The organism is Streptomyces sp. 351MFTsu5.1, assembly GCF_000383655.1.
In the GTDB taxonomy this organism is placed as follows: Bacteria; Actinomycetota; Actinomycetes; order Streptomycetales; family Streptomycetaceae; genus Streptomyces; species Streptomyces griseorubiginosus.
In genome coordinates this window covers 106647-125572 of the sequence record NZ_KB911776.1, presented here as the reverse complement: position 1 = coordinate 125572, position 18926 = coordinate 106647, and the positions used below count along the sequence as shown (strand labels likewise).

Here is an 18926-nt window from a genome sequence, read left to right as displayed (position 1 = left end):
GCCGTCCCGTGGAGCCCCCCCGGTCCCACGGAGCCGCCGGTTCCGCGGAGCCGCCCGCCCCCCGCGGGGCCCCCGGTCCCGCGGAGCGGCCGATCCCCCCGGAGCCCGAGCCCCCGCCCCCCCTCACCCCCTCCGCCCCGTCATCCGAGCCGCCGAAGCGATCGTCGCTCTGGCCTCCCGTTCTGTGAGGCCCGTGTCGAGGGCGGCGGAGACCAGGGGGGCGACCAGGGCCGGGCCGATGCCGTTCTCGTAGGCGCGGCAGGCCGCCCAGAACAGGCGGGTGTTGCGCTGGCCCTCGTGTGCCGCGAGGACGAACTGGACCAGGCCCTGGCCCTGGTCGCCCGCCGAGGGGTGGGTCGCGGGGTGGGTGGGGCGCGGTGGGGGCAGCAGCAGCCGGAGCAGGGCGGGCGGGCAGGGCGCCGGGGCCAGATGGGCCGTGCCCGGTGCCGTGCCGTAGGTGCCGTGGTCGGTGCGGGAGCCGGGCCCGACGAGGTAGCCGCCCGCCCCCCTGATGTCGATGCCCGGGGCCAGTCGGCCCGCCGAGTTGGGGACGGCCGCGTCGGGCGGGCCGGTGAGCCAGAGGTGGCGGCCGCCGCTCGGGGTCAGGACGACGACCGTGTCGGGGATCGTGAACAGATGGCGCAGGGCCAGCTCGCGCAGGGCCGCCGAGGAGTCCGTGCCCGACTTGGTGTCCAGGTCGATGCCGATCAGATGGTGGGGCGGCAGGCCGCACGCGATCCCGTAGCCGGTCGCCCAGGGCGCGGCGGCGAAGAGCTCGCGGATGCGGACGGGGTCGGTGGAGGCGTCGTACACCCCGTGTCCGAACGCCCCGCACTCACCGTGGCAGGGCGCGGCCGAGGGGTCGTCGCGGTGGGGGGAGCGCAGGGCCGGAAGCTTGGTGCGGGACAGGGGGATAACGGCCAGCCCGCGCTCGGCGGCTGACAGGGCGTGTGCGAGGGCCAGCGTCGTGGCCTGCCGGTCTGTGGTGGCCATGCCTCCATGTTCGTACGAGTGTTCGAAAAAAGGAAGGGTGAGCGAGCGCGACTCGCCGGGCCCGCGCGATTGGCTGGAAATCTGCCGGAACGCTTTGCCTCTTGGGGCGCTTGATCATTGAGTGCCCCGATCTCTCCGAATCGCCCGGTGAAGTAGCGAAAGGGGTTTATCGACTTGTCCTCACGCTTCAGGGGGAATAACCCCTTCCGCTCTGGTTCGCCGGTGATCCGCTGGGCAACTCTGATCTCGCGACGTCGTGCACAGCACCGGGAAAGTCGGCCAACTGCCCCGGAAACAGCCTTACTTGACGTACTACCGGCACCAGGCCGGGTTCTGGAGGAAACACACATGGCAAGCATCCGTACCGCCCGCGTCATCGCCGCCGTCTCCGCCCTCCCGCTCGCCGCCGCGCTCTTCACCGGCGTCGCCGCGGCGGACAACGGCGGCTTCGCGGACGACGGATCGAACGCGGGGGTCGCGAGCATCGTGGGCAGCGGTGTCGGACACGACAACAACGGCAACGCGTCCACCACGCAGCAGAACGCCGTCGGCTCGGGCGCCTCGAACCAGAGCAACACCGCACAGGTCACCGGCTCCGCCTTCACGGCCGTCAACCAGGGGAACAACAACACGGCCGTGCATTTCACCCCGCTGTGGTGGTGACGGTGATCCGCGAGGGCTGACGAGCCCTGGCGGGCCGCTCCCGGGGGAGAGTGGCAAGAGGAGATCGGCCAGGGGGACGGTCAGGGGGATCGGCAGGGGGGAGCGGGAGGTCCGGGGGGCCCGCCGGGGGGATCGGAACGAGGGGGTGCATCAACGGGACAAGGGGACTCTTCGGGGAGGTGACACGTCCGCGCGGCGGTGCTTCGGCGCCGCCGCGCAGGCGTGTTCGCGCATGCGGCAACGACCTTGACAACCCCTCACATCTGACGGACAGTCAGAAACCCGTGAGCGAGGGAGGCGTGCGCCCGTGGACGACGACGACCTGACGGCCCGGCTCAAGTCCTACGAAGGGCACCCCGCCGCCGTGGCCGCCACCGGCAAGGACCCCGTCAACGTCCCGATGATCCGCCACTGGTGCGAGGCCCTGGGCGACACCCACCCCGCCTACGCCGGCCCCGACGCCGTCGCCCCGCCCACCATGCTCCAGGCCTGGACGATGGGCGGTCTCACCGGACACACCGGCCGCGCGCGGGCGTACGACGAACTCCTCGCCCTCCTCGACGAGTCCGGCTGCACCTCGGTCGTCGCCACCGACTGCGAGCAGGAGTACCTCCGCCCCCTGCGCCCAGGCGACGAGATCACCTTCGACACCGTCATCGAGTCGGTCTCGGCCAGGAAGACCACCAAGCTGGGCACCGGCCACTTCGTCACCACCCGCACCGACGTCCGGGTGGGCGACACCCTCGTCGGCACCCACCGCTTCCGCATCCTCAAGTACGCCCCCGCACGGCAGAAACAGCCCCCGCCCCGCTCCGAGAGCCCTCGCCCGGAGCGATCCCCCTCCGAGCGCCCCCGCCCCCTGCGCCCCCGCCCCGTCGTCAACCGCGACAACGCCGGCTTCTGGGAAGGCGTCGCCCGGCACCGGCTCCTCGTCCAGCGCTGCACCGCCTGCGCCACCCTCCGCTTCCCCTGGCTCCCCGGCTGCGCCCACTGCGGCCACCCCGACTGGGACACCGTCGAGGCGAGCGGCGAGGGCACGGTGTACTCGTACGTCGTCATGCACCACCCGCCCTTCCCGGCGTTCACGGACGTCGATCACGCCGCTGACGCTGCGGGGCCGTACGCCGTCGTCCTCGTCCAACTCGCCGAGGGCGTAAGGATGATCAGCAACGTGGTCGGGACGCCGTACGACAAGGTGCGGATTGGGATGCCGGTGCGCCTCGCATTCCGTTCCTACGACGACGAGTTGGTGCTGCCCGTCTTCAGGGCCGCCGAGGAGGACGCATGAAGGCCGGTGACGAACTGCCCCCGCTGGAGATCCCGATCACCCGCACCCTGATCGTCGCCGGAGCCATCGCCTCCCGGGACTACCAGGACGTGCACCACGACCCGGAGGCGGCCCGCGCGAAGGGCTCCCCGGACGTCTTCATGAACATCCTGACGACGAACGGCCTGGTGGGCCGCTACCTCACCGACCACTTCGGCCCCCGCGCGGTGCTCAGGAAGGTGGCGATCAGACTGGGCGCGCCCAACTACCCCGGGGACACGATGGTGTTGACCGGGACCGTAGAAGCCCTGGAGGGCGACCTCGCGACCGTCCGTGTCGTGGGCGCCAACGGCCTCGGCCACCACGTGACGGGCACGGTCATACTCGCCCTGGGGAGCGCCGGATGAGCACACGCGCGCGGGACCGGCTCGGCGGACAGGCCGCGATCGTCGGCATCGGCGCCACCGAGTTCTCCAAGGACTCCGGCCGCAGCGAGCTGCGGCTGGCCGCAGAGGCGGTCCGCGCGGCACTCGACGACGCCGGGCTCACCCCCGCCGACGTGGACGGCATGGTCACCTTCACGATGGACACCAGCCCGGAGATCACCGTCGCCCAGGCCTGCGGGATCGGTGAGCTGTCCTTCTTCTCCCGGGTCCACTACGGCGGCGGCGCGGCCTGCGCGACCGTCCAGCAGGCGGCGCTGGCGATCGCCTCCGGCGTGGCCGAGGTGGTCGTCTGCTACCGCGCCTTCAACGAGCGCTCGGGCCGGCGCTTCGGCTCCGGGGTCCAGCACCGCGAACCCTCCGCCGAGGGAGTCGCCCTCGGCTGGTCCCTCCCCTTCGGACTGCTCACCCCGGCCTCCTGGGTGGCGATGGCGGCCCAGCGCTATCTGCACACCTACGGCCTCACCCCGGAGGCCTTCGGCCATGTCGCCGTGACGGACCGCCGGTACGCGGCCACCAACCCGGCGGCCTGGTTCCACGGCCGCCCCATCACCCTCGCCGACCACGCGGCCTCCCGCTGGATCGTCGAGCCGCTGCGACTGCTCGACTGCTGCCAGGAGACCGACGGCGGCCAGGCGGTCGTCGTCACCTCCCTCGCACGCGCGCGTGACCTCACGCAGCGGCCTGCCGTGATCGCGGCGGCCGCCCAGGGCGCGGGCCGGGCCCAGGAACAGATGACCAGCTTCTACCGCGACGACCTCACCGGCCTGCCCGAGATGAACGTCGTCGCCCGCCACCTCTGGCGCACCTCCGGCCTCACCCCGCAGGACGTCGACGTGGCGATCCTCTACGACCACTTCACCCCGTTCGTGCTCATGCAGTTGGAGGAGTTCGGCTTCTGCGGGAAGGGGGAGGCGCCGGACTTCGTCCGCGAGGACCGGGTCCCGCTCAACACCCACGGCGGCCAGCTCGGCGAGGCGTACCTCCACGGGATGAACGGCATCGCGGAAGGCGTACGCCAGCTGCGGGGGACGGCGGTGAACCAGGTGGCGCAGGCGGGACGCGTCCTGGTGACGGCGGGGACCGGGGTGCCGACGTCCGGTCTCGTGCTCACCTCGGACGGGTGACCCCCCAGGGGTGAACCCGCAGTACCCCGCCCCCCGCCCTCCACCTACAGGAGGTGCAGTCAGCCCCACCTCTACAACCTGAGGCGGAGTCGTCTTCGGGACCTGTGGCCGATGAGGGACAGGCGTCCCGAACCTAGCGTGGAGCCATGACCACACCCGTCTGCACCAGCGCTTCGAAGGCCGCCGTCCCGGCGACGCAGACCCTCGCGTACCCCTCGTTCGCCTCGTACGTGAAGGCCCGCCAGCCGGTGCTGCTGCGTACCGCCCGGTCGCTGACCGCGAACCCGAGCGACGCGGAGGACCTGCTGCAGACCGCCCTGACCAAGACCTATGTCGCCTGGGAGCGCATCGAGGACCACCGGGCCCTCGACGGCTATGTGCGCCGGGCCCTGCTGAACACGCGGACCTCGCAGTGGCGCAAGCGCAAGGTCGACGAGTTCGCGACCGACGAGATCCCCGAGCCCGAGCCCGTGCCCGGCGAGGACGACCCCGCCGAGCAGCAGGCCCTGCACGACGCCATGTGGCGGGCGATCATGAAGCTGCCCGCCCGGCAGCGCGCGATGGTCGTCCTCAGGTACTACGAGGACCTCAGCGAGGTGCAGACGGCCGAGGTGCTCGGCGTCTCCGTCGGCACGGTGAAGTCCGCGGTCTCCCGCGCGCTGGGCAAGCTCCGCGAGGACCCCGAGCTGGTGCTCGCCCGCTAGAACCGGCCCGGGAACCGAGGGCGCGGACCGTCCGTTGTGAACACAACGTGACGTGATCGATCGCCCGGCTCTAGTGACATACCGCGCGGTATGTGCGCAGAATCGGCGCACACCCTTACGACCGCGCAGGCAATGTCGCCCCGGGAGGACGCCGTGCTGAGCACCATGCAGGACGTACCGCTGCTGATCTCCAGGATCCTGACCCACGGGTCGTCGATCCACGGCACCTCACAGGTGACCACCTGGACCGGCGAGCCGGAGCCGCACCGCCGCTCCTTCGCCGAGATCGGCGCCCGCGCCGCCCAGCTGGCGCACGCCCTGCGCGAGGACCTCGGCGTCACCGCCGACGAGCGGGTGGCGACCCTCATGTGGAACAACGCCGAGCATGTCGAGGCCTACTTCGCGATCCCCTCCATGGGCGCGGTCCTGCACACCCTGAACCTCCGTCTCCCCGCCGAGCAGCTGGCGTGGATCGTGGGCCACGCGGCCGACCGGGTCGTCATCGCCAACGGCTCGCTGCTCCCCCTGCTCGCCCCGCTGCTCCCGCATCTCAAGACTGTCGAGCACGTGGTGGTCGCGGGCCCCGGCGACCGCACCGCCCTCGAGGGCACCCACGCGCGCGTGCACGAGTACGAGGACCTCATCGCGGGCAAGCCCACCGCCTACGACTGGCCCGAGCTGGACGAACGCCAGGCCGCCGCCATGTGCTACACCTCCGGCACCACGGGCGACCCCAAGGGCGTGGTCTACAGCCACCGTTCGATCTACCTGCACTCCATGCAGGTCAACATGGCCCAGTCGATGGGCCTGACCGACCAGGACACCTCGCTCGTCGTCGTGCCCCAGTTCCACGTCAACGCCTGGGGCCTGCCGCACGCCACCTTCATGACCGGCGTCAACATGCTGATGCCGGACCGCTTCCTCCAGCCCGCGCCCCTCGCCGACATGATCGAGCGCGAGAAGCCGACCCACGCGGCGGCCGTCCCCACCATCTGGCAGGGCCTGCTCGCCGAGCTCACCGCCAAGCCCCGTGACGTCTCCTCCCTCACCCAGGTCACCATCGGCGGCTCGGCCTGTCCGCCCTCCCTGATGGAGGCCTTCGACGCGCTGGGCATGCGGGTCTGCCACGCCTGGGGCATGACGGAGACCTCGCCGCTCGGCACCATCGCCCGCCCGCCGGCCCATGTCGTCGGCACCCCCGAGGAGTTCGCCTACCGCCTCACTCAGGGCCGCTTCCCGGCCTCCGTCGAGGCCCGCCTCACCGGCCCCGGCGGCGAGCGCCTGCCGTGGGACGGCGAGTCCGCCGGCGAGCTGGAGGTCCGCGGCCCCTGGATCGCGGGCGCCTACTACAACGGCCCCGAGGCCGAACCCCTGCGCCCCGCCGACAAGTTCAGCGAGGACGGCTGGCTGAAGACCGGTGACGTCGGCACCATCTCCCCCGACGGCTTCCTCACCCTCACCGACCGCGCCAAGGACGTCATCAAGTCCGGCGGCGAGTGGATCTCCTCGGTGGACCTGGAGAACGCGCTGATGTCCCACCCGGACGTCACCGAGGCCGCGGTGGTCGCCGTCCCCGACGACAAGTGGGGCGAGCGCCCGCTGGCCACGGTCGTCCTCAAGGAGGGCTCCACCGCCGACTTCGAGTCCCTGCGCGCCTTCCTGGCCGCCGAGGGCAGGATCGCCAAGTGGCAGCTCCCGGAGCGCTGGTCGATCATCGCGGCGGTGCCGAAGACGAGCGTCGGAAAGTTCGACAAGAAGGTCCTGCGCAGGCAGTACGCGGAGGGCGAGCTGGACGTCACCAAGCTCTGAGCGCAGCTCTCGGAGAGCTGCACGACACGGCGGTCAGGGCGCCCGGACGAGAACCGGGGGCCCTGACCGCCGTACGGTCCCCTCACCGCCGTACCGAAGTCGTCAGCCACCCCAGCCCCAGCCACACCCCCGCCACCGCGCACACGCCGCCCCAACCCCACCAGCCGAACGCCGAGCCCGCGAGTGCGGAGGCCGTCGCGCCGCCCGCGAAACCGGCGACGACGTAGGCCGTGTTGGCGGTGGCCGGGGTGGAGGTGGTGGTCAGGGCGAGGGTCTGGTTGGCGACGTGGGAGGCGACCAGGGCCGCGTGGACGGCCACCGCCGCGACGAACAGCGCCCACAGCGCGTGCCCGCCGAGCCAGAACAGCGGCACGGACACCGCGGCCAGCAGATACGCCGACCGTACGACCGTCGCGGCGCCGAAGCGGTCCACGAACCCGCCGGCCAGCGGCGCCACCACGCTCGCGGCCAGCCCGAAGAGACCGAACAGCCCGGCGGTGGCGGTCGACAGGCCGTAGGACGGGCCGGTCAGCAGCAGGGCCAGCGAGGTCCACAGGGCGCTCCAGGCGCCGTACATCCCCGCCTGCCGTACGCACGCGCGCCACAGGTCGGGCGAACGGCGGACGACGGACGGCAGGGTGGTGAGGCCGGAGAAGAGCGGGCCGGAGCGGCGGGGCCGTTCGGCGGGCAGGGCGTAGGCCGTGGCGAGTCCGAGGACGGCCGTCAGCACGGCCGCTCCCACGAACACCACCCGCCAGCCGAACGCCTGCCCGATCAGCCCGCCGAGCACCCGGGCCGCCACGATCCCGGTGAACAGGCCGGCGATGACGGCGGCCACGTGCCGGGCCCGGCGGTCGACGGGGGCGCGCTGGGCGACCAGGGGGACCAGCAGCTGCGGGACGACGGTGGCCGCGGAGGCGACCAGGACGGCGGCCGCGAGGGCGGTGGTGCCGGTCGCGAGGGCGGCGCCGGTCAGGGCCGCGGTGGTGACGAGGGAGAGGACGGCGACCAGCCGGCGCCGGTTCACGCTGTCGCCGAGCGGGGCGAAGACCAGCAGCCCGAAGGCGTAGCCGAACTGCGCGACCGACGCGACCCAGGCCACCGCGGAGGCGGTCGAGCCGAAGTCGTGGGCGATGAGGGGGAGCAGCGGGGCCGCGAGGTAGATGTTGCCCGCCGTGACGGCGGTGCAGACGGCGATGAGGACGAGGAGCAGCGTGCCCGCCCGCTCGGCGGGGGCTTGGGCTGGCCGTCCGGTGGTGACGGTCGTTGTCGGCATGACCGGGGGACTCCTTCGCGTCCGCTCTAACAACTAACTGGTTGGTTGGAACAGTGCAACAGTGTGGGAGGCCCCTCGATTCCCTGTCAACCAAATAGTTGGTTACTTCCCTCGCCCGCCCGTACCCTGACCCCATGGCAGCAGCAAGGGACCCCGAGGCGACCAAGGCCCGGATCTTCGAGGCGGCGGTCGCGGAGTTCGCCCGGCACGGCATCGCGGGCGCCCGCATCGACCGCATCGCGACCGAGGCCAAGGCCAACAAGCAGTTGATCTACGCCTACTTCGGCAACAAGGCGGAGCTGTTCACCAAGGTCCTCGGCAAGGTCATGCTCGACCTCGCCGTCGCCGTCCCGGTCGACCCGGACGACATCGAGAACTGGATCGACCGCCTCATGGACTACCACGAGGCCCACCCCGAGGTCCTGCGCCTGCTGTTCTGGGAGGGCCTGGAGTACGGCGCCACGGCCGAACTCCCCGACGAGGCCGAACGCCAGGAGCACTACCGCGCGAAGGTCGCCACCCTGGAGGACGGCCAGGCCCGCGGAGTCGTCACCGACGCGATCCCCCCGCGCGACCTGCTGTTCCTGCTGATCGCGGTGGCGAACTGGACGGCGGTGGTGCCGCAGATGAGGCGGATCCTGGTGGGCGGGGAGGCCGGGGACCGGGAGCGGCTGCGGGCTTCGGTGCGGGAGGCGGCCCGCAGGCTGGTGGCCAAGTGAAGTGGAGGGCTTCAGGGGCGCGGGCCCGTGGTGACGTGCGGCTCCGCCGCGTGGGCGCGACCAGCCACGACGGCGCCGCAGCTCGACTACGACAGGACCCTAGTTCGTCCCGATCCTGGCCAGCAGATCCACGATCCGCGCCTGGACCTCCGCACTCGTGGACCGCTCGGCGAGGAACAGCACCGTCTCCCCGGAAGCCAGCCGTGGCAGATCCGCCTGATCCACCGCCGCCGTGTAGACGACCAGCGGTGTCCTGTTGAGCTGCCCGTTCGCCCGCAGCCAGTCCACGATCCCGGCCCGCCGCCGGTGCACCTGCATGAGGTCCATCACGACAAGGTTCGGCCTGAGCTGACCGGCCAGGGTCACGGCATCCGCGTCACTCGCCGCGCGAGCGACCTGCATCCCGCGCCGCTCCAGCGTCGCCGTCAGCGCCAGCGCGATCTCCGCGTGCTCCTCGATCAGCAGCACCCGCGGCGGATGCTGCTCGCTGTCCCGGGGCGCCAGCGCCTTCAGCAGAACGGCGGGATCGGCGCCGTACGCCGCCTCCCGTGACGCCTGCCCGAGCCCGGCGGTCACCATGATCGGCACCTCGGACGCCACCGCCGCCTGCCTGAGCGACTGAAGCGCGGTCCGGGTGATCGGCCCGGTCAGCGGGTCCACGAACAGCGCGGCGGGGAAGGCCGCGATCTGCGCGTCGACCTCCTCGCGCGACTGCACGATGACGGGCCGGTAGCCACGGTCGCTGAGCGCCTGCTGGGTCGTCACGTCCGGAGCGGGCCACACCAGCAGCCGCCGCGGGTTGTCCAGCGGCTCCGGGGGCAGTTCGTCGTCCATCGGCTGCGGCCGGGGAGTGTCGGGGATCTCGACGGCCCCGCCGGGACCGTCCAGCGGCTCGGGCCCCTCGGCGGCGTTCTCGTCCGGCGCCCCTATGGCGTACGACCGCCCGGCCGCCTCGGTGGCGTGCGCGAGCCTCGACTGGCCGGCCAACGAGGGCTGCGGCTGGGGGGCTTGGGCGGCCTGTGCCGCCTGTGCCGACGCCGGGGTCTGCTCGGCCGCCGGGTGCGGACGGGCCGCCTGCTCCGGGGCGGTGGCGACCGCGGGGTCGGGCCGGGTGCCGAGCTTGCGCCGCCGCCCCGAAGCGCCCGGCTGGTGCGGCGGAGGCGTGGCCGCCCCCTGCTGCTGCACCTGCGCCGCCTGCCGGGTGAACGGCACACCCTGCCCGAGCGTCCGCACACTGATCGCCCGGCCCTGGGTGGAGTTGGGGTCCACGGGGGCGGCGGCGGCCGCGGCGGCTGCCGCCGCGGCGGGCAGCGGTTGTGCCTGTGCCTGTGCCGCTCGGGCCTGTGCCTGAGCCTGTGCTTGCAGCGCCTGGGCCTGTGCCTGGGCTTGCAGCGCTTGTGCTTGAGCCTGCTGTGCCTGTGCCGCGTCCGCGGGCAGCGCGACGCCGGGCGGCGGAGTGGCCGGCCCGGCCTCGGGCGTCTGTACGGGCTGGGGGGTCTGCTGGTTCGGGGGTACGGCGACGCCGGCGCCGGGCGTGTCCTGGGCGGCGAGCCAGGGCTGGGCGCCGGGCGTGGCCTGCGCCGGGGTCTGCTGCTGGGGCGCCTCCGCGGGGAGGGGCTGCCCGGGGAGCGGCTGCGGCTGACCCGGCTGCGCGAGACCAGGCTGCCCGGGGACACCCTGCGGGAGGACGGGCTGGGCCGGGGCCGCCTGTGCAGGAGCGGCCTGTGGAGCAGCTGCCTGCGGAGAGACTGCTTGCGGAGAGGCTGCTTGAGGAGAGGCTGCTTGTACGGGCGAGGCCGGGGCGGCGACGGGCTGCGGGACCAGACCGGCCTGTCCGGTGGCGTTCTGCACGGGTACACCCGGGTACTGCACCGGCGGCACCGCGGCGGGGACCTGCTGGGCAGGGGTCGTAGGAACACCCGCGGGCACGGCCTGACCGGGCGCGGCTGCCTGTGCGGGCATTCCCTGTGCGGGCGTGCCGGCCGGCTCGGGGGGCTGGGCGACGGCCCGTCGGCGTCGGCCCGTCGGCGCGGTGGTCGGGTGCGGCTGCGGGGGCGTGTGGTCGTCGGCCTGGTCGTGCGGCACGGCGTCGTGCCGACCGTCGTCACCGTGTCCGTCGGCGGGGCCGGGGACCGGAGCCGGTGCCTGCGGAACCTGCGCCGGAGTCTGGACCTGCCCGGGGACCATTCCTTGAGCGGGGACCTGCCCCAGCACCTGAGCCTGACCCGGAAGCTGACCCGCCACCAGCGGCTGTCCCTGCGCCGGAACCGGTCCCGCCGCACCAGTGTTGGCGTTGGTGTCGGCGTTGGCGTTGACGTCGGCACCGGCCGGGCGGTCCGCGTCGGCAGGCGGGAGGGCGAACACCGAGCGGGGGGCCGCCTCCTGTGCGGCCGCTCGCTCCGACGCGGCGGCGAGCGCACGCCGACGGCGCCCGTCCTGCTGCGGAGTGCCGTCACCCGGCGCGGGCTGCCCGGCGATCTGGAGCTGCCCCTGGGGCTGCTGACCCGGCCCGGCGGAGCCGCCCGCGGGCAGTGCCGCCGGCAGCGCGTGCTGCTCGCCACCGTCGCGTCGGGCCCGGCGTCCGGCCGGAGCGGGTACGCCCTGCGGAGGCACGGTCCCGCCGAGACCGCTCCCGACCGCCGCGGACCCCGCGGCATGCTCGGCGGCCATCACCACGGCACCCTCGGACACCCCGGCGTCGCCCGGGTCGCCCGCGTCAGCACCGTCGGCGCCCTCGGCGGGCCGTCCGCGGCGCCGGCCGGTACCGCCGGAGCCGCCGTCCGCGTCCTCGCCGGAGGCCTGTGCGGGCAGCGCCAGGGCCGCCTGTTCCTGTTCGGCCGCCGCACGCCGCCTGCGCCGCCCGGTGGGCGCGGAGGACTCGTCGACGTCGGCCGGGACGTCACCGTCGAGGAAGGAGTCGGTGGAGGCCCGCCGGGCCCGCCGCCGCCCGCCTCCCTCGGCGGGGGAGCTCTCCCCCGGATCGGTTCCCGGAGCGACCTCCGGGGACCCGGCCTCCATGGGCGTGGCCTGGGCGGGCGCGGCCTCCAGGGCGGCCGGGCCGGGCACCGCGACGGCCCCCGCCCCACCGCCGATGGGCACTTCGAGGACGTACGCGCTGCCGCTCATGCCCGGCACCTCGTGCGTCTGGAGCACCCCGCCGTGGGCGCGCACGATCCCGCGCACGATCGGCTCGTGCACCGGGTCGCCCCCGGCGTACGGCCCGCGCACCTCGATACGCACGCTCTCACCGCGCAGCGCGGCCGCGACGACGACCGTGTTGTCCATGTAACCGCCCGCGGACACGGGAGCGTTCCCGGTCGCGTCGACCCCGGCGACGTCCGCGATGAGGTGCGCGAGGGCGGTCGCGAGGCGCTGGGCGTCGACCTCGGCCTCGATGGGCGGCGCGTGGACGGCGAACTGGACCCGCCCCGGCCCGATCAGCTCGACCGCGCCGTCCACACCGGCGGCGACGACGGCGTCCAGCATGACGTTCGTCCGGACGACGGCGTCGGCGCCCGCGTCGAGGCGCTGGTAGCCGAGGACGTTGTCGATGAGGTGGGTGATGCGGGAGTAGCCGGCCGAGAGGTGGTGCAGGACCTGGTTGGCCTCGGGCCACAGCTGTCCGGCGTCGTCGGCGGCGAGCGCGGACAGTTCGCGGCGCAGTTCGTCGAGGGGCCCGCGCAGGGAGCGCCCGAGCAGGGTCAGCAGCTGGTCGTGCCGGCCGGCGAGGGCCTCGTAGCGGTCCTTCTCGCGCTCCCCGAGGGCGGCGTACCGCTCCTCGCCGGCGGCGATCTCCTCGTCGTGCCGCTCCTGGAGCTCCTCCAGCTCGGTGATGTGCTTCTGGCGCAGGGCGGTCAGCTCGGAGGCGTGCTCCTCCTCGAGCCGGTCCAGCTCCTCGGCGTGGGCCCGCTCGGCGGCGGACTTCTCGTCGGCGAGGGCGTCGTAGGGCCGCCGGTCGGTGAAGGTGAGCACGGCGCCGACGAGCTGGTCGCCGTCGCGCACGGGCGCGGTCGTCAGGTCGACGGGGACCTTCTCGCCCTTCTTGGACCACAGCACCTGTCCGCGCACCCGGTGCTTGCGCCCGGAGCGCAGGGTGTCGGCGAGCGGGGACTCCTCGTACGAGAACGGCGTGCCGTCGGCGCGGGAGTGCAGGATGAGGTCGTGGAGCTCGCGGCCGCCGAGGTCGCTGGCCCGGTAACCCAGTATCTGGGCGGCGGCCGGGTTGACGAGGACGATCCGCCCGTCGGTGTCGGTCCCGACGACTCCCTCGGCCGCGGCCCGCAGGATCATCTCGGTCTGCCGCTGCGACCGCGCCAGCTCGGCCTCGGTGTCGACGGTCCCGGTCAGGTCGCGTACGACGAGCATGAGCAGTTCGTCGCCGCTGTAGCCGTAACCGTCGTAGGCCTGCTGGCCGTTCTCCAGGTTGGCGCTGGTGACCTCGACGGGGAACTCGGTGCCGTCGGTCCTGCGCGCGACCATCCGGGTCGGCTTGGTGCGGCCGCGGGGGTCCATGTGGTCGGGGCGGCGCATGGAGCCCGGGATGAGCCGCGAGTCGAACTCGGGGAGCAGGTCGAGCAGCCCCCGCCCCACCAGAGCCGTCCCGGGCGCCTCGAACGCCTCCAGGGCGATGGTGTTGGCGTTGACGACGGTCCCATTGGCGTTGACCAGCACCAACGCGTCGGGAAGCGCGTCGAGTATGGCTGCGAGGCGAGCAGCGCCTCGGGATGGCCTGCTGCTCACGAGACGCTTCCTCCCTGTTACCGCACCTTGCCGACCGCTCGGGCCATCTTGCCAAGGGGCCCGCGACGTGTCACGCGAGGGAGTCTAAGCGCAGCGGTTGTGCGGGGGAGCCGGATGAGAGGGAGGTCGCACGACGAAGTGAAGTAGAACGTGTGACCGCATCTTGGGGGGCCGTCTCGGAGGCTGTATTGGAGGCCGTACTGGAAGTCGTACCGGAAGCCGTATCGGAGGCTAGGCGTCGGAGTGGGGGCCCATGTCGGGGAGCAGCGGCACGAAGCGGTCCCAGCGCGCTGTCTCGCACCCGTTGCTCCGGTCGAACCGCGCGTCCACGGGCCGCCCGGCCCAGGTGCCCGTGACGTGGGCGGTCGCGGGGCCGCCGTAGAGCATGGTGCAGACGCTGCCCTCGGGGACGGGCGCGAAGGTGTCGCGCCCCCACCGGGTGTTGCGCTCGAGGGCGGCGCAGGCGCCGGGGAGGTCGGGGTGGGTGCTGTGCCGGACGCCCTGGGAGTCCCGGTCCGGGGGACAGCTCACTTCATAGGTGGCGCTTTTTTCGCCCGCGTCCCGGACGGTGACGACGAGGTGGTCGCCGCCGGTGGCCGCCGAGGCGGTTGCGGGGGCGAGGGCGGCGAGGAAGAGGGGGAGCGGTCCCAGCCGGGCGAGCCGGCGGAACGGGGTGACGTGCGAGGTGCGCTGACTGACGTGTGACATGCCCTGACTAACGCCGGGCGGCGCCGTACGTTGCGCGGAAGCACTTTGCCCTGGGCGCCGCCCGCCTAGTACCGTGGGTGCCGATTGGTGGCGCGACCTTCGGCTGTGTCATCATCTGCACGCACCACTCGCGCTCGCGCGGGCGGCTGTGCGGGAGGCGTCGCCTAGTCCGGTCTATGGCGCCGCACTGCTAATGCGGTTTGGGACTTACATCCCATCGAGGGTTCAAATCCCTCCGCCTCCGCGCAAGATCACCGAAGCCCCGGTCCAGTGGACCGGGGCTTCGTCGTGGTCCCTACCCCAGACGGGTGTTTCCGCAGCTCACAAGGGGTACGGCAAACGGATTTCACATGCGAGCGGCAGTCATGTAATGTTCTTCCTGTCGCCGCGAGCGGCCCGAAAGGGCGGGGAGCGGCGAAAAAACAGAACAAGCACTCGTAGCTTAACGGATAGAGCATCTGACTACGGATCAGAAGGTTGCAGGTTCGAATCCTGCCGAGTGCACACAGGTCAAAGGCCCCTTGGGATCATCCCAAGGGGCCTTTGACATCAACGGCTGACATCAACGCGGTTGGATCGGGCGCTCAGCCTTCGGACTCCGGCTCCTTCTCGCCCTCCGAATTCTCGTCGGGCTCGTCGATGTTCAGGGCGTCGTCCATCTGATCGGCTGCGGCCCTCAGCGTCGTGTCCATCACGTGCGCGTAGGTGTCCAGCGTCATCGTGATCGTGCTGTGCCCCAGCGTCTCCATGATCGTGCGAGCGTCGACACCTTGGGCGAGCAGGAGCGAGGCGCAGGTGTGCCAGAGGTCGTGCACGCGGACGCGATGCACGTGGGCGTCCCTGCACAGGATGGTCAGCATGCGGTTGAGGCTCCGGGGGTCCGTGACGCGGCCGGACGACGTCGTGAAGATCAGCCCGTCCGGCTGTCCCGGGGTCGGCTGCCACTTCTTCCCCGCGACCTTCCGTTCCTGCTCCTGTTGGGCGCGGTGTTGAGTGAGGGCCCGGACGCAGTGCTTCGGCAGAGGGACCGTTCGGATTGACCGCAGGGTCTTGGGGGTGCCGAAGATCAGCTCTCGTCGGATGCGCTGCACATTCCGGCGGACACGGAGCTGACCGTTCGTGAGGTCAACGTCCGACCAGGTGAGCGCGAGAGCCTCGCCACGGCGCAGGCCAGTCGATACGAGCAGCAGCCACAGGGCGTAGAGGCGGTGGGACCGCGCGGTCTTGAGCAGCAAGCGGGCTTCGGCGGCCTTCAGAGGGCGCACCTCCTTGCGGGTCACGGTGGGTGTCTCCACGATCCGCGCGACGTTGCGGGCGATCAGTTCCTCTCGCATCGCCTGCTGTAGGGCAGACCGGAGTACGGCGTGGATGTACTGCACGGTGCGGGCCGACGGACGACGCTCGCAGCACTTGCCGATGGCGCAGCAGGAACGCTTCCCCTCGGGGCGCGCCTTGTCTGCTCCCCGGAGGCAGCACAGGCAGGCGTTCTTGAACTCCGCCAGGAATCGGCGCACGTCCGCCGGCGTCAGGCGGTTGAGCTTCTTACTGCCGAGTGCGGGACGGATGTACAGGCGGGTCAGCCCCTCGTGACTGTTGAGTGTTGAGGGCTTGAGCCGTTCCGGCGCGATGGTGGCCAACCAGGGCGTGCGTACAAGCGCAACGAGCAGACGCAGACCGTGAGCCGAGTGCAGGCGAACAGCCTCGTGGCGGAGGGGCTTGGCGTCCCAGTCGGCTCCGAGGTGTATGCACGCGCCCGAGTTGTGAAGGAAGGGACGCAGCCGACCCATACCCTGACCAGCTACTACAGGCCGGAGCACGTCGAGGGGACGCGCATCGTCGACCCCACACCGGGTCCTGTCGGCCGTGGCGGTGGATACCGGGTGCTCTACGACGCCGGATACGAGATCGACCACATGAGGGAGGCCCTGTTCGCCCGCATCCCGACGGCTGACGAAATGCAGCTCTTACAGCTCCCTGTCGGTGAGCCGGTAGTTGAGCTGCACCGCACCACGTACACCGCGGATGGCACGGTGGTGGAGTTTGCGGTGGCGTTCACTCAGCTTCTCGCTTCGCGTGGGAGTACGACTTCAAGGTTCCCGACTCGGCACAGGATAGGAAGGAACAGGAATGATCTCGGCACAGGCATGGGCGGATACTCGACTCCTGTGGGACTACCACTTTATGCACCATGAGCCGCGTCCGTGTTCGGTGGCTGTGGGACTAGGCAGTCACGACCTTGGTGTGGCTGACGTGACAGCGGAGCTGTACCACCAGGGCATGGCGCCGGTCATCGTCTTCACAGGGGCCACCAGCCCAACGACCCGGGCGCGCATGCCGCGCGGTGAAGCTGTCCACTACCGGGAGCGAGCGTTGCAGCTCGGCGTGCCTGACTCGGCTGTAATCCTGGAACCACGTGCCTCAAACACGGGGGAGAACATCGAGTTCACGAAAGTGGTGTTGGCAGAGGCCGGCGTCAAGGTCTCGTCCGTCCTGCTCGTGAGCAAGCCGTACGAGGAGCGGCGCTCGTACGCCATGATGCGGAAACTCTGGCCTGAGGTCGAAGTGGTGTGCGCGTCCACGTCGATGAGCTTGGAGGAGTATGCCGACTCCATCGGAGACGCTCGAATGGTGATCGACATGATCGTGGGCGCCCTGCAGCGAGTGCTTGTCTTCCCGGCGTGGGGCCTGGCCATCGAGCAGGACGTGCCGGACGCCGTCGTAGCCGCCTACGAGCGGTTGTGCGTCGAGGGGTTCACAAGCCGACTCCTGCCGGCTGATGTTGCTGCCCGGCCTGGCGTGTGATGTAGCGCGCGGCCTCGACGGCGCTGGCTGCCACTGTCTTCGCTCAGGCTGGCCGATCCCGGCGGCGCGCTGGCGAGTTGCGGGCATGAGGCGGGAAACCCTATGCGTCGTCCCGGCGTCGAATGCCGCCGACCGGGCGCCACCGCCCTTCCCCACCGGGCGGTGTGACACCCAGGAGCCCCATCCCGGTGGGCCTGCTGCGGTTGACCACCGCACACACAGCTACCTGCTGGCTATGGGCATTTGGCTGAAACGTTATTGCTCCACAGTTTGTGTGTCCAATCCTGCCGATTTTCACGCCCATCGGTGGCTGCGAAACTGATTTCAATTCCAGGGACGCAAGGGAGTGGAATCCCGACGGCTAGGGTGCCGTCATTTCGTACCTTGGTCGTCCAGTAGAAGTCGTGCACTCCGTCAGCGTCAATCCTGGCACCCCTGATTGTCACCTCCTTTGCATTCCGATCGAAACCAGATCCCCTGATGTGGAAGACGGTGCTTTCCCCGTTTCCGGTGGTTGTGACGCCACTAATCCTGGGTTGAGTCTGGGCAGGCGGCGGAGGTAGCGGCGGGGGATTGCTGGGGATGTCTTTTGCCTCGATTCTTTCACCTACGGGTATCGTCCAGCCGTGCCTGCATTTCGACCCAAAAGTACGCCGGTCGCAGCCTTCTACGATGTAGGAATACCACCCAGGCTGTTGATGGGTATAAGTCCACCAGCCCTCACGGTTTCCGGAGATATCCTTTTGGTTAATAAATTGACCATCCTTGTATACCCGGATGATGTAGAAGTCATAGCTGTAGTCGGTGTTGGTGTTCCATTGAATATGGGATTGATTATTCATCTTGTATGTCCATACCGTCATGTTTGGTGCCTGGTCGGGAGACCAGGCGATCTGTCCGTACTGGAAGTCCTGTATGCGTCCGTTTCGGTTCGGAACGTTGTGCTCTTCGTTGAGTGCGCACCCAATTCGACCAGAAATCTTTTTCCATGTCTCACCAATCAGGCCGTACGGCTGGATGCTGCATTCAGCCTTTTTCTGCTCTGTGGCCGTAGAGGCAAATCCGACCGATTGCGGGAGGGTCACCCCTCCGGAGAGAATGACAGCCGAAATGACGGTGATTGCTCGGCGGATATGCGTGCCCATAGTTCCCTCGCTTGATTTAGGCCTCATTCGCGGCGATGTCGCCGACCCTCAGTGCCAAAGGGATCCTGTCGGCATGCCTCGCCAGAATGGGAGCGTGGGTAAAGTCGCCAACCGCTCCATGTAAACCGCTGTGGCGTCACGAGTTGAGTGCAACGCCTGGTTGCACGCTAGTGCTCATGGGCGATGTGTACGCATGCGGCGGCGCATCGCTTATCCCATTATTGGTCCGAGACCCTCGCCTTCGCATCTCCAGAAGGTCCGCGCGCAACCGCCCAGGCCTGCCAGGATCGTTGCGGGTAGTCGGTCTGTCCGGGTTACAAGTTGCTTCGGGATGCAAAGGCCCGTTGAAGCGGGCTAAGAGCTGTCCTACCTGCAACCGGCATGGTTCTCCGGAGTACGTCCACGTCGGCGACTGCTGGAGCGTGGGCAGACCCAGTCGGAGCATCGGCCGGGACCAGGCGGGCGGGCACTCGCCGAAGGGGTGAAGGCGTGCCCGCAATGTCAGTCCGATGCGGCCCTGGGCGTGCTGG

Annotated in this window: 14 protein-coding genes, 2 tRNA genes and 1 pseudogene; 11 read left to right on the top strand and 6 right to left on the bottom strand. The window is 70.9% G+C overall.

Translation table 11 applies throughout. The annotated features are described in order from the left end of the window. Window positions 1-123: 123 nt before the first annotated feature. Window positions 124-993: a bifunctional DNA primase/polymerase gene (locus H295_RS0104025; RefSeq protein ID WP_020134053.1), complete on the bottom strand. Its 870-nt coding sequence runs from the start codon at window positions 991-993 to the stop codon at window positions 124-126. Between the two features lie 348 nt (window positions 994-1341). On the opposite strand from H295_RS0104025, the gene H295_RS0104020 reads away from it, so the two are divergent. The 6 genes from H295_RS0104020 to H295_RS0103995 all read left to right on the top strand — a co-directional run bounded on the left by H295_RS0104020 (window position 1342) and on the right by H295_RS0103995 (window position 7006). Next, window positions 1342-1656, top strand: coding sequence for a hypothetical protein (locus H295_RS0104020; RefSeq protein ID WP_020134052.1), 315 nt, complete (start codon window positions 1342-1344; stop codon window positions 1654-1656). A 307-nt stretch (window positions 1657-1963) separates the two neighbouring features. Beyond that, window positions 1964-2944, top strand: coding sequence for a bifunctional MaoC family dehydratase N-terminal/OB-fold nucleic acid binding domain-containing protein (locus H295_RS0104015; protein WP_020134051.1), 981 nt, complete (start codon window positions 1964-1966; stop codon window positions 2942-2944). After that, window positions 2941-3330: a MaoC family dehydratase gene (locus H295_RS0104010; RefSeq protein ID WP_020134050.1), complete on the top strand. Its 390-nt coding sequence runs from the start codon at window positions 2941-2943 to the stop codon at window positions 3328-3330. The genes H295_RS0104015 and H295_RS0104010 overlap by 4 nt, the downstream gene beginning before the upstream one ends. Continuing rightward, the gene (locus H295_RS0104005; protein WP_020134049.1) at window positions 3327-4493 is read left to right on the top strand and encodes a lipid-transfer protein; all 1167 of its coding nucleotides are present in this window, start codon (window positions 3327-3329) and stop codon (window positions 4491-4493) included. Before H295_RS0104010 ends, H295_RS0104005 begins: the two co-directional genes overlap by 4 nt. Window positions 4494-4639: 146 nt before the next feature. Next, the gene (locus tag H295_RS0104000) at window positions 4640-5197 is read left to right on the top strand and encodes a SigE family RNA polymerase sigma factor (RefSeq protein WP_020134048.1); all 558 of its coding nucleotides are present in this window, start codon (window positions 4640-4642) and stop codon (window positions 5195-5197) included. 132 nt (window positions 5198-5329) lie between these two features. Then, window positions 5330-7006 carry a long-chain fatty acid--CoA ligase gene (locus tag H295_RS0103995; RefSeq protein ID WP_020134047.1) on the top strand — a complete coding sequence of 559 codons (1677 nt, stop codon included), beginning with the start codon at window positions 5330-5332 and terminating at the stop codon, window positions 7004-7006. Between the two features lie 82 nt (window positions 7007-7088). Here the strand turns inward: H295_RS0103995 and H295_RS0103990 are convergent, their stop codons facing one another. Next, complete coding sequence (locus H295_RS0103990) at window positions 7089-8282, bottom strand: MFS transporter (protein WP_020134046.1); 1194 nt, start codon at window positions 8280-8282, stop codon at window positions 7089-7091. Between the two features lie 134 nt (window positions 8283-8416). Here H295_RS0103990 and H295_RS0103985 point away from each other — a divergent pair, with 134 nt between their 5' ends. Then, window positions 8417-9001: a TetR family transcriptional regulator gene (locus H295_RS0103985; RefSeq protein WP_020134045.1), complete on the top strand. Its 585-nt coding sequence runs from the start codon at window positions 8417-8419 to the stop codon at window positions 8999-9001. Window positions 9002-9100: 99 nt separating this feature from the next. Here H295_RS0103985 and H295_RS0103980 read toward each other — a convergent pair whose 3' ends face one another. Together H295_RS0103980 and H295_RS0103975 are read right to left on the bottom strand one after the other, a co-directional pair. Next, window positions 9101-13741, bottom strand: coding sequence for a PAS domain-containing protein (locus tag H295_RS0103980; RefSeq protein WP_078616553.1), 4641 nt, complete (start codon window positions 13739-13741; stop codon window positions 9101-9103). 231 nt (window positions 13742-13972) lie between these two features. After that, window positions 13973-14449 (bottom strand): SSI family serine proteinase inhibitor, encoded by a 477-nt coding sequence (locus H295_RS0103975; protein WP_020134043.1) that lies wholly within the window; start codon window positions 14447-14449, stop codon window positions 13973-13975. A 153-nt stretch (window positions 14450-14602) separates the two neighbouring features. On the opposite strand from H295_RS0103975, the gene H295_RS0103970 reads away from it, so the two are divergent. Next, window positions 14603-14693 (top strand) — tRNA-Ser (locus H295_RS0103970). Between the two features lie 187 nt (window positions 14694-14880). Further along, a tRNA-Arg gene (locus H295_RS0103965) sits at window positions 14881-14953 on the top strand. 80 nt (window positions 14954-15033) lie between these two features. On the opposite strand, the gene H295_RS44955 is transcribed toward H295_RS0103965, so the two are convergent. Beyond that, entirely contained in the window at window positions 15034-16086 is a 1053-nt protein-coding gene (locus H295_RS44955) for a tyrosine-type recombinase/integrase (RefSeq protein ID WP_020134042.1), read from the bottom strand. A gap of 3 nt (window positions 16087-16089) precedes the next feature. Here H295_RS44955 and H295_RS42745 point away from each other — a divergent pair. After that, window positions 16090-16580, top strand: a pseudogene (locus H295_RS42745) (UTRA domain-containing protein); the annotation flags it as partial. Beyond that, window positions 16577-17251: a YdcF family protein gene (locus H295_RS0103950; protein WP_028809022.1), complete on the top strand. Its 675-nt coding sequence runs from the start codon at window positions 16577-16579 to the stop codon at window positions 17249-17251. The pseudogene H295_RS42745 and the gene H295_RS0103950, both read left to right, overlap by 4 nt. A 233-nt stretch (window positions 17252-17484) precedes the next feature. Here the strand turns inward: H295_RS0103950 and H295_RS46520 are convergent, their stop codons facing one another. Next, complete coding sequence (locus H295_RS46520; RefSeq protein ID WP_158691015.1) at window positions 17485-18396, bottom strand: hypothetical protein; 912 nt, start codon at window positions 18394-18396, stop codon at window positions 17485-17487. Window positions 18397-18926 lie beyond the last annotated feature (530 nt).

What these genes read in the sequence shown, in the direction of transcription:
- H295_RS0104025 (WP_020134053.1), bottom strand. Translation starts at nt 993, where the DNA reads ATGGCCACCACAGACCGGCAGGCCACGACGCTGGCCCTCGCACACGCC.
- H295_RS0104020 (WP_020134052.1), top strand. Translation starts at nt 1,342, where the DNA reads ATGGCAAGCATCCGTACCGCCCGCGTCATCGCCGCCGTCTCCGCCCTC.
- H295_RS0104010 (WP_020134050.1), top strand. Translation starts at nt 2,941, where the DNA reads ATGAAGGCCGGTGACGAACTGCCCCCGCTGGAGATCCCGATCACCCGC.
- H295_RS0104005 (WP_020134049.1), top strand. Translation starts at nt 3,327, where the DNA reads ATGAGCACACGCGCGCGGGACCGGCTCGGCGGACAGGCCGCGATCGTC.
- H295_RS0104000 (WP_020134048.1), top strand. Translation starts at nt 4,640, where the DNA reads ATGACCACACCCGTCTGCACCAGCGCTTCGAAGGCCGCCGTCCCGGCG.
- H295_RS0103995 (WP_020134047.1), top strand. Translation starts at nt 5,330, where the DNA reads ATGTCGCCCCGGGAGGACGCCGTGCTGAGCACCATGCAGGACGTACCG.
- H295_RS0103990 (WP_020134046.1), bottom strand. Translation starts at nt 8,282, where the DNA reads ATGCCGACAACGACCGTCACCACCGGACGGCCAGCCCAAGCCCCCGCC.
- H295_RS0103985 (WP_020134045.1), top strand. Translation starts at nt 8,417, where the DNA reads ATGGCAGCAGCAAGGGACCCCGAGGCGACCAAGGCCCGGATCTTCGAG.
- H295_RS0103975 (WP_020134043.1), bottom strand. Translation starts at nt 14,449, where the DNA reads ATGTCACACGTCAGTCAGCGCACCTCGCACGTCACCCCGTTCCGCCGG.
- H295_RS0103950 (WP_028809022.1), top strand. Translation starts at nt 16,577, where the DNA reads ATGATCTCGGCACAGGCATGGGCGGATACTCGACTCCTGTGGGACTAC.
- H295_RS46520 (WP_158691015.1), bottom strand. Translation starts at nt 18,396, where the DNA reads ATGGGCACGCATATCCGCCGAGCAATCACCGTCATTTCGGCTGTCATT.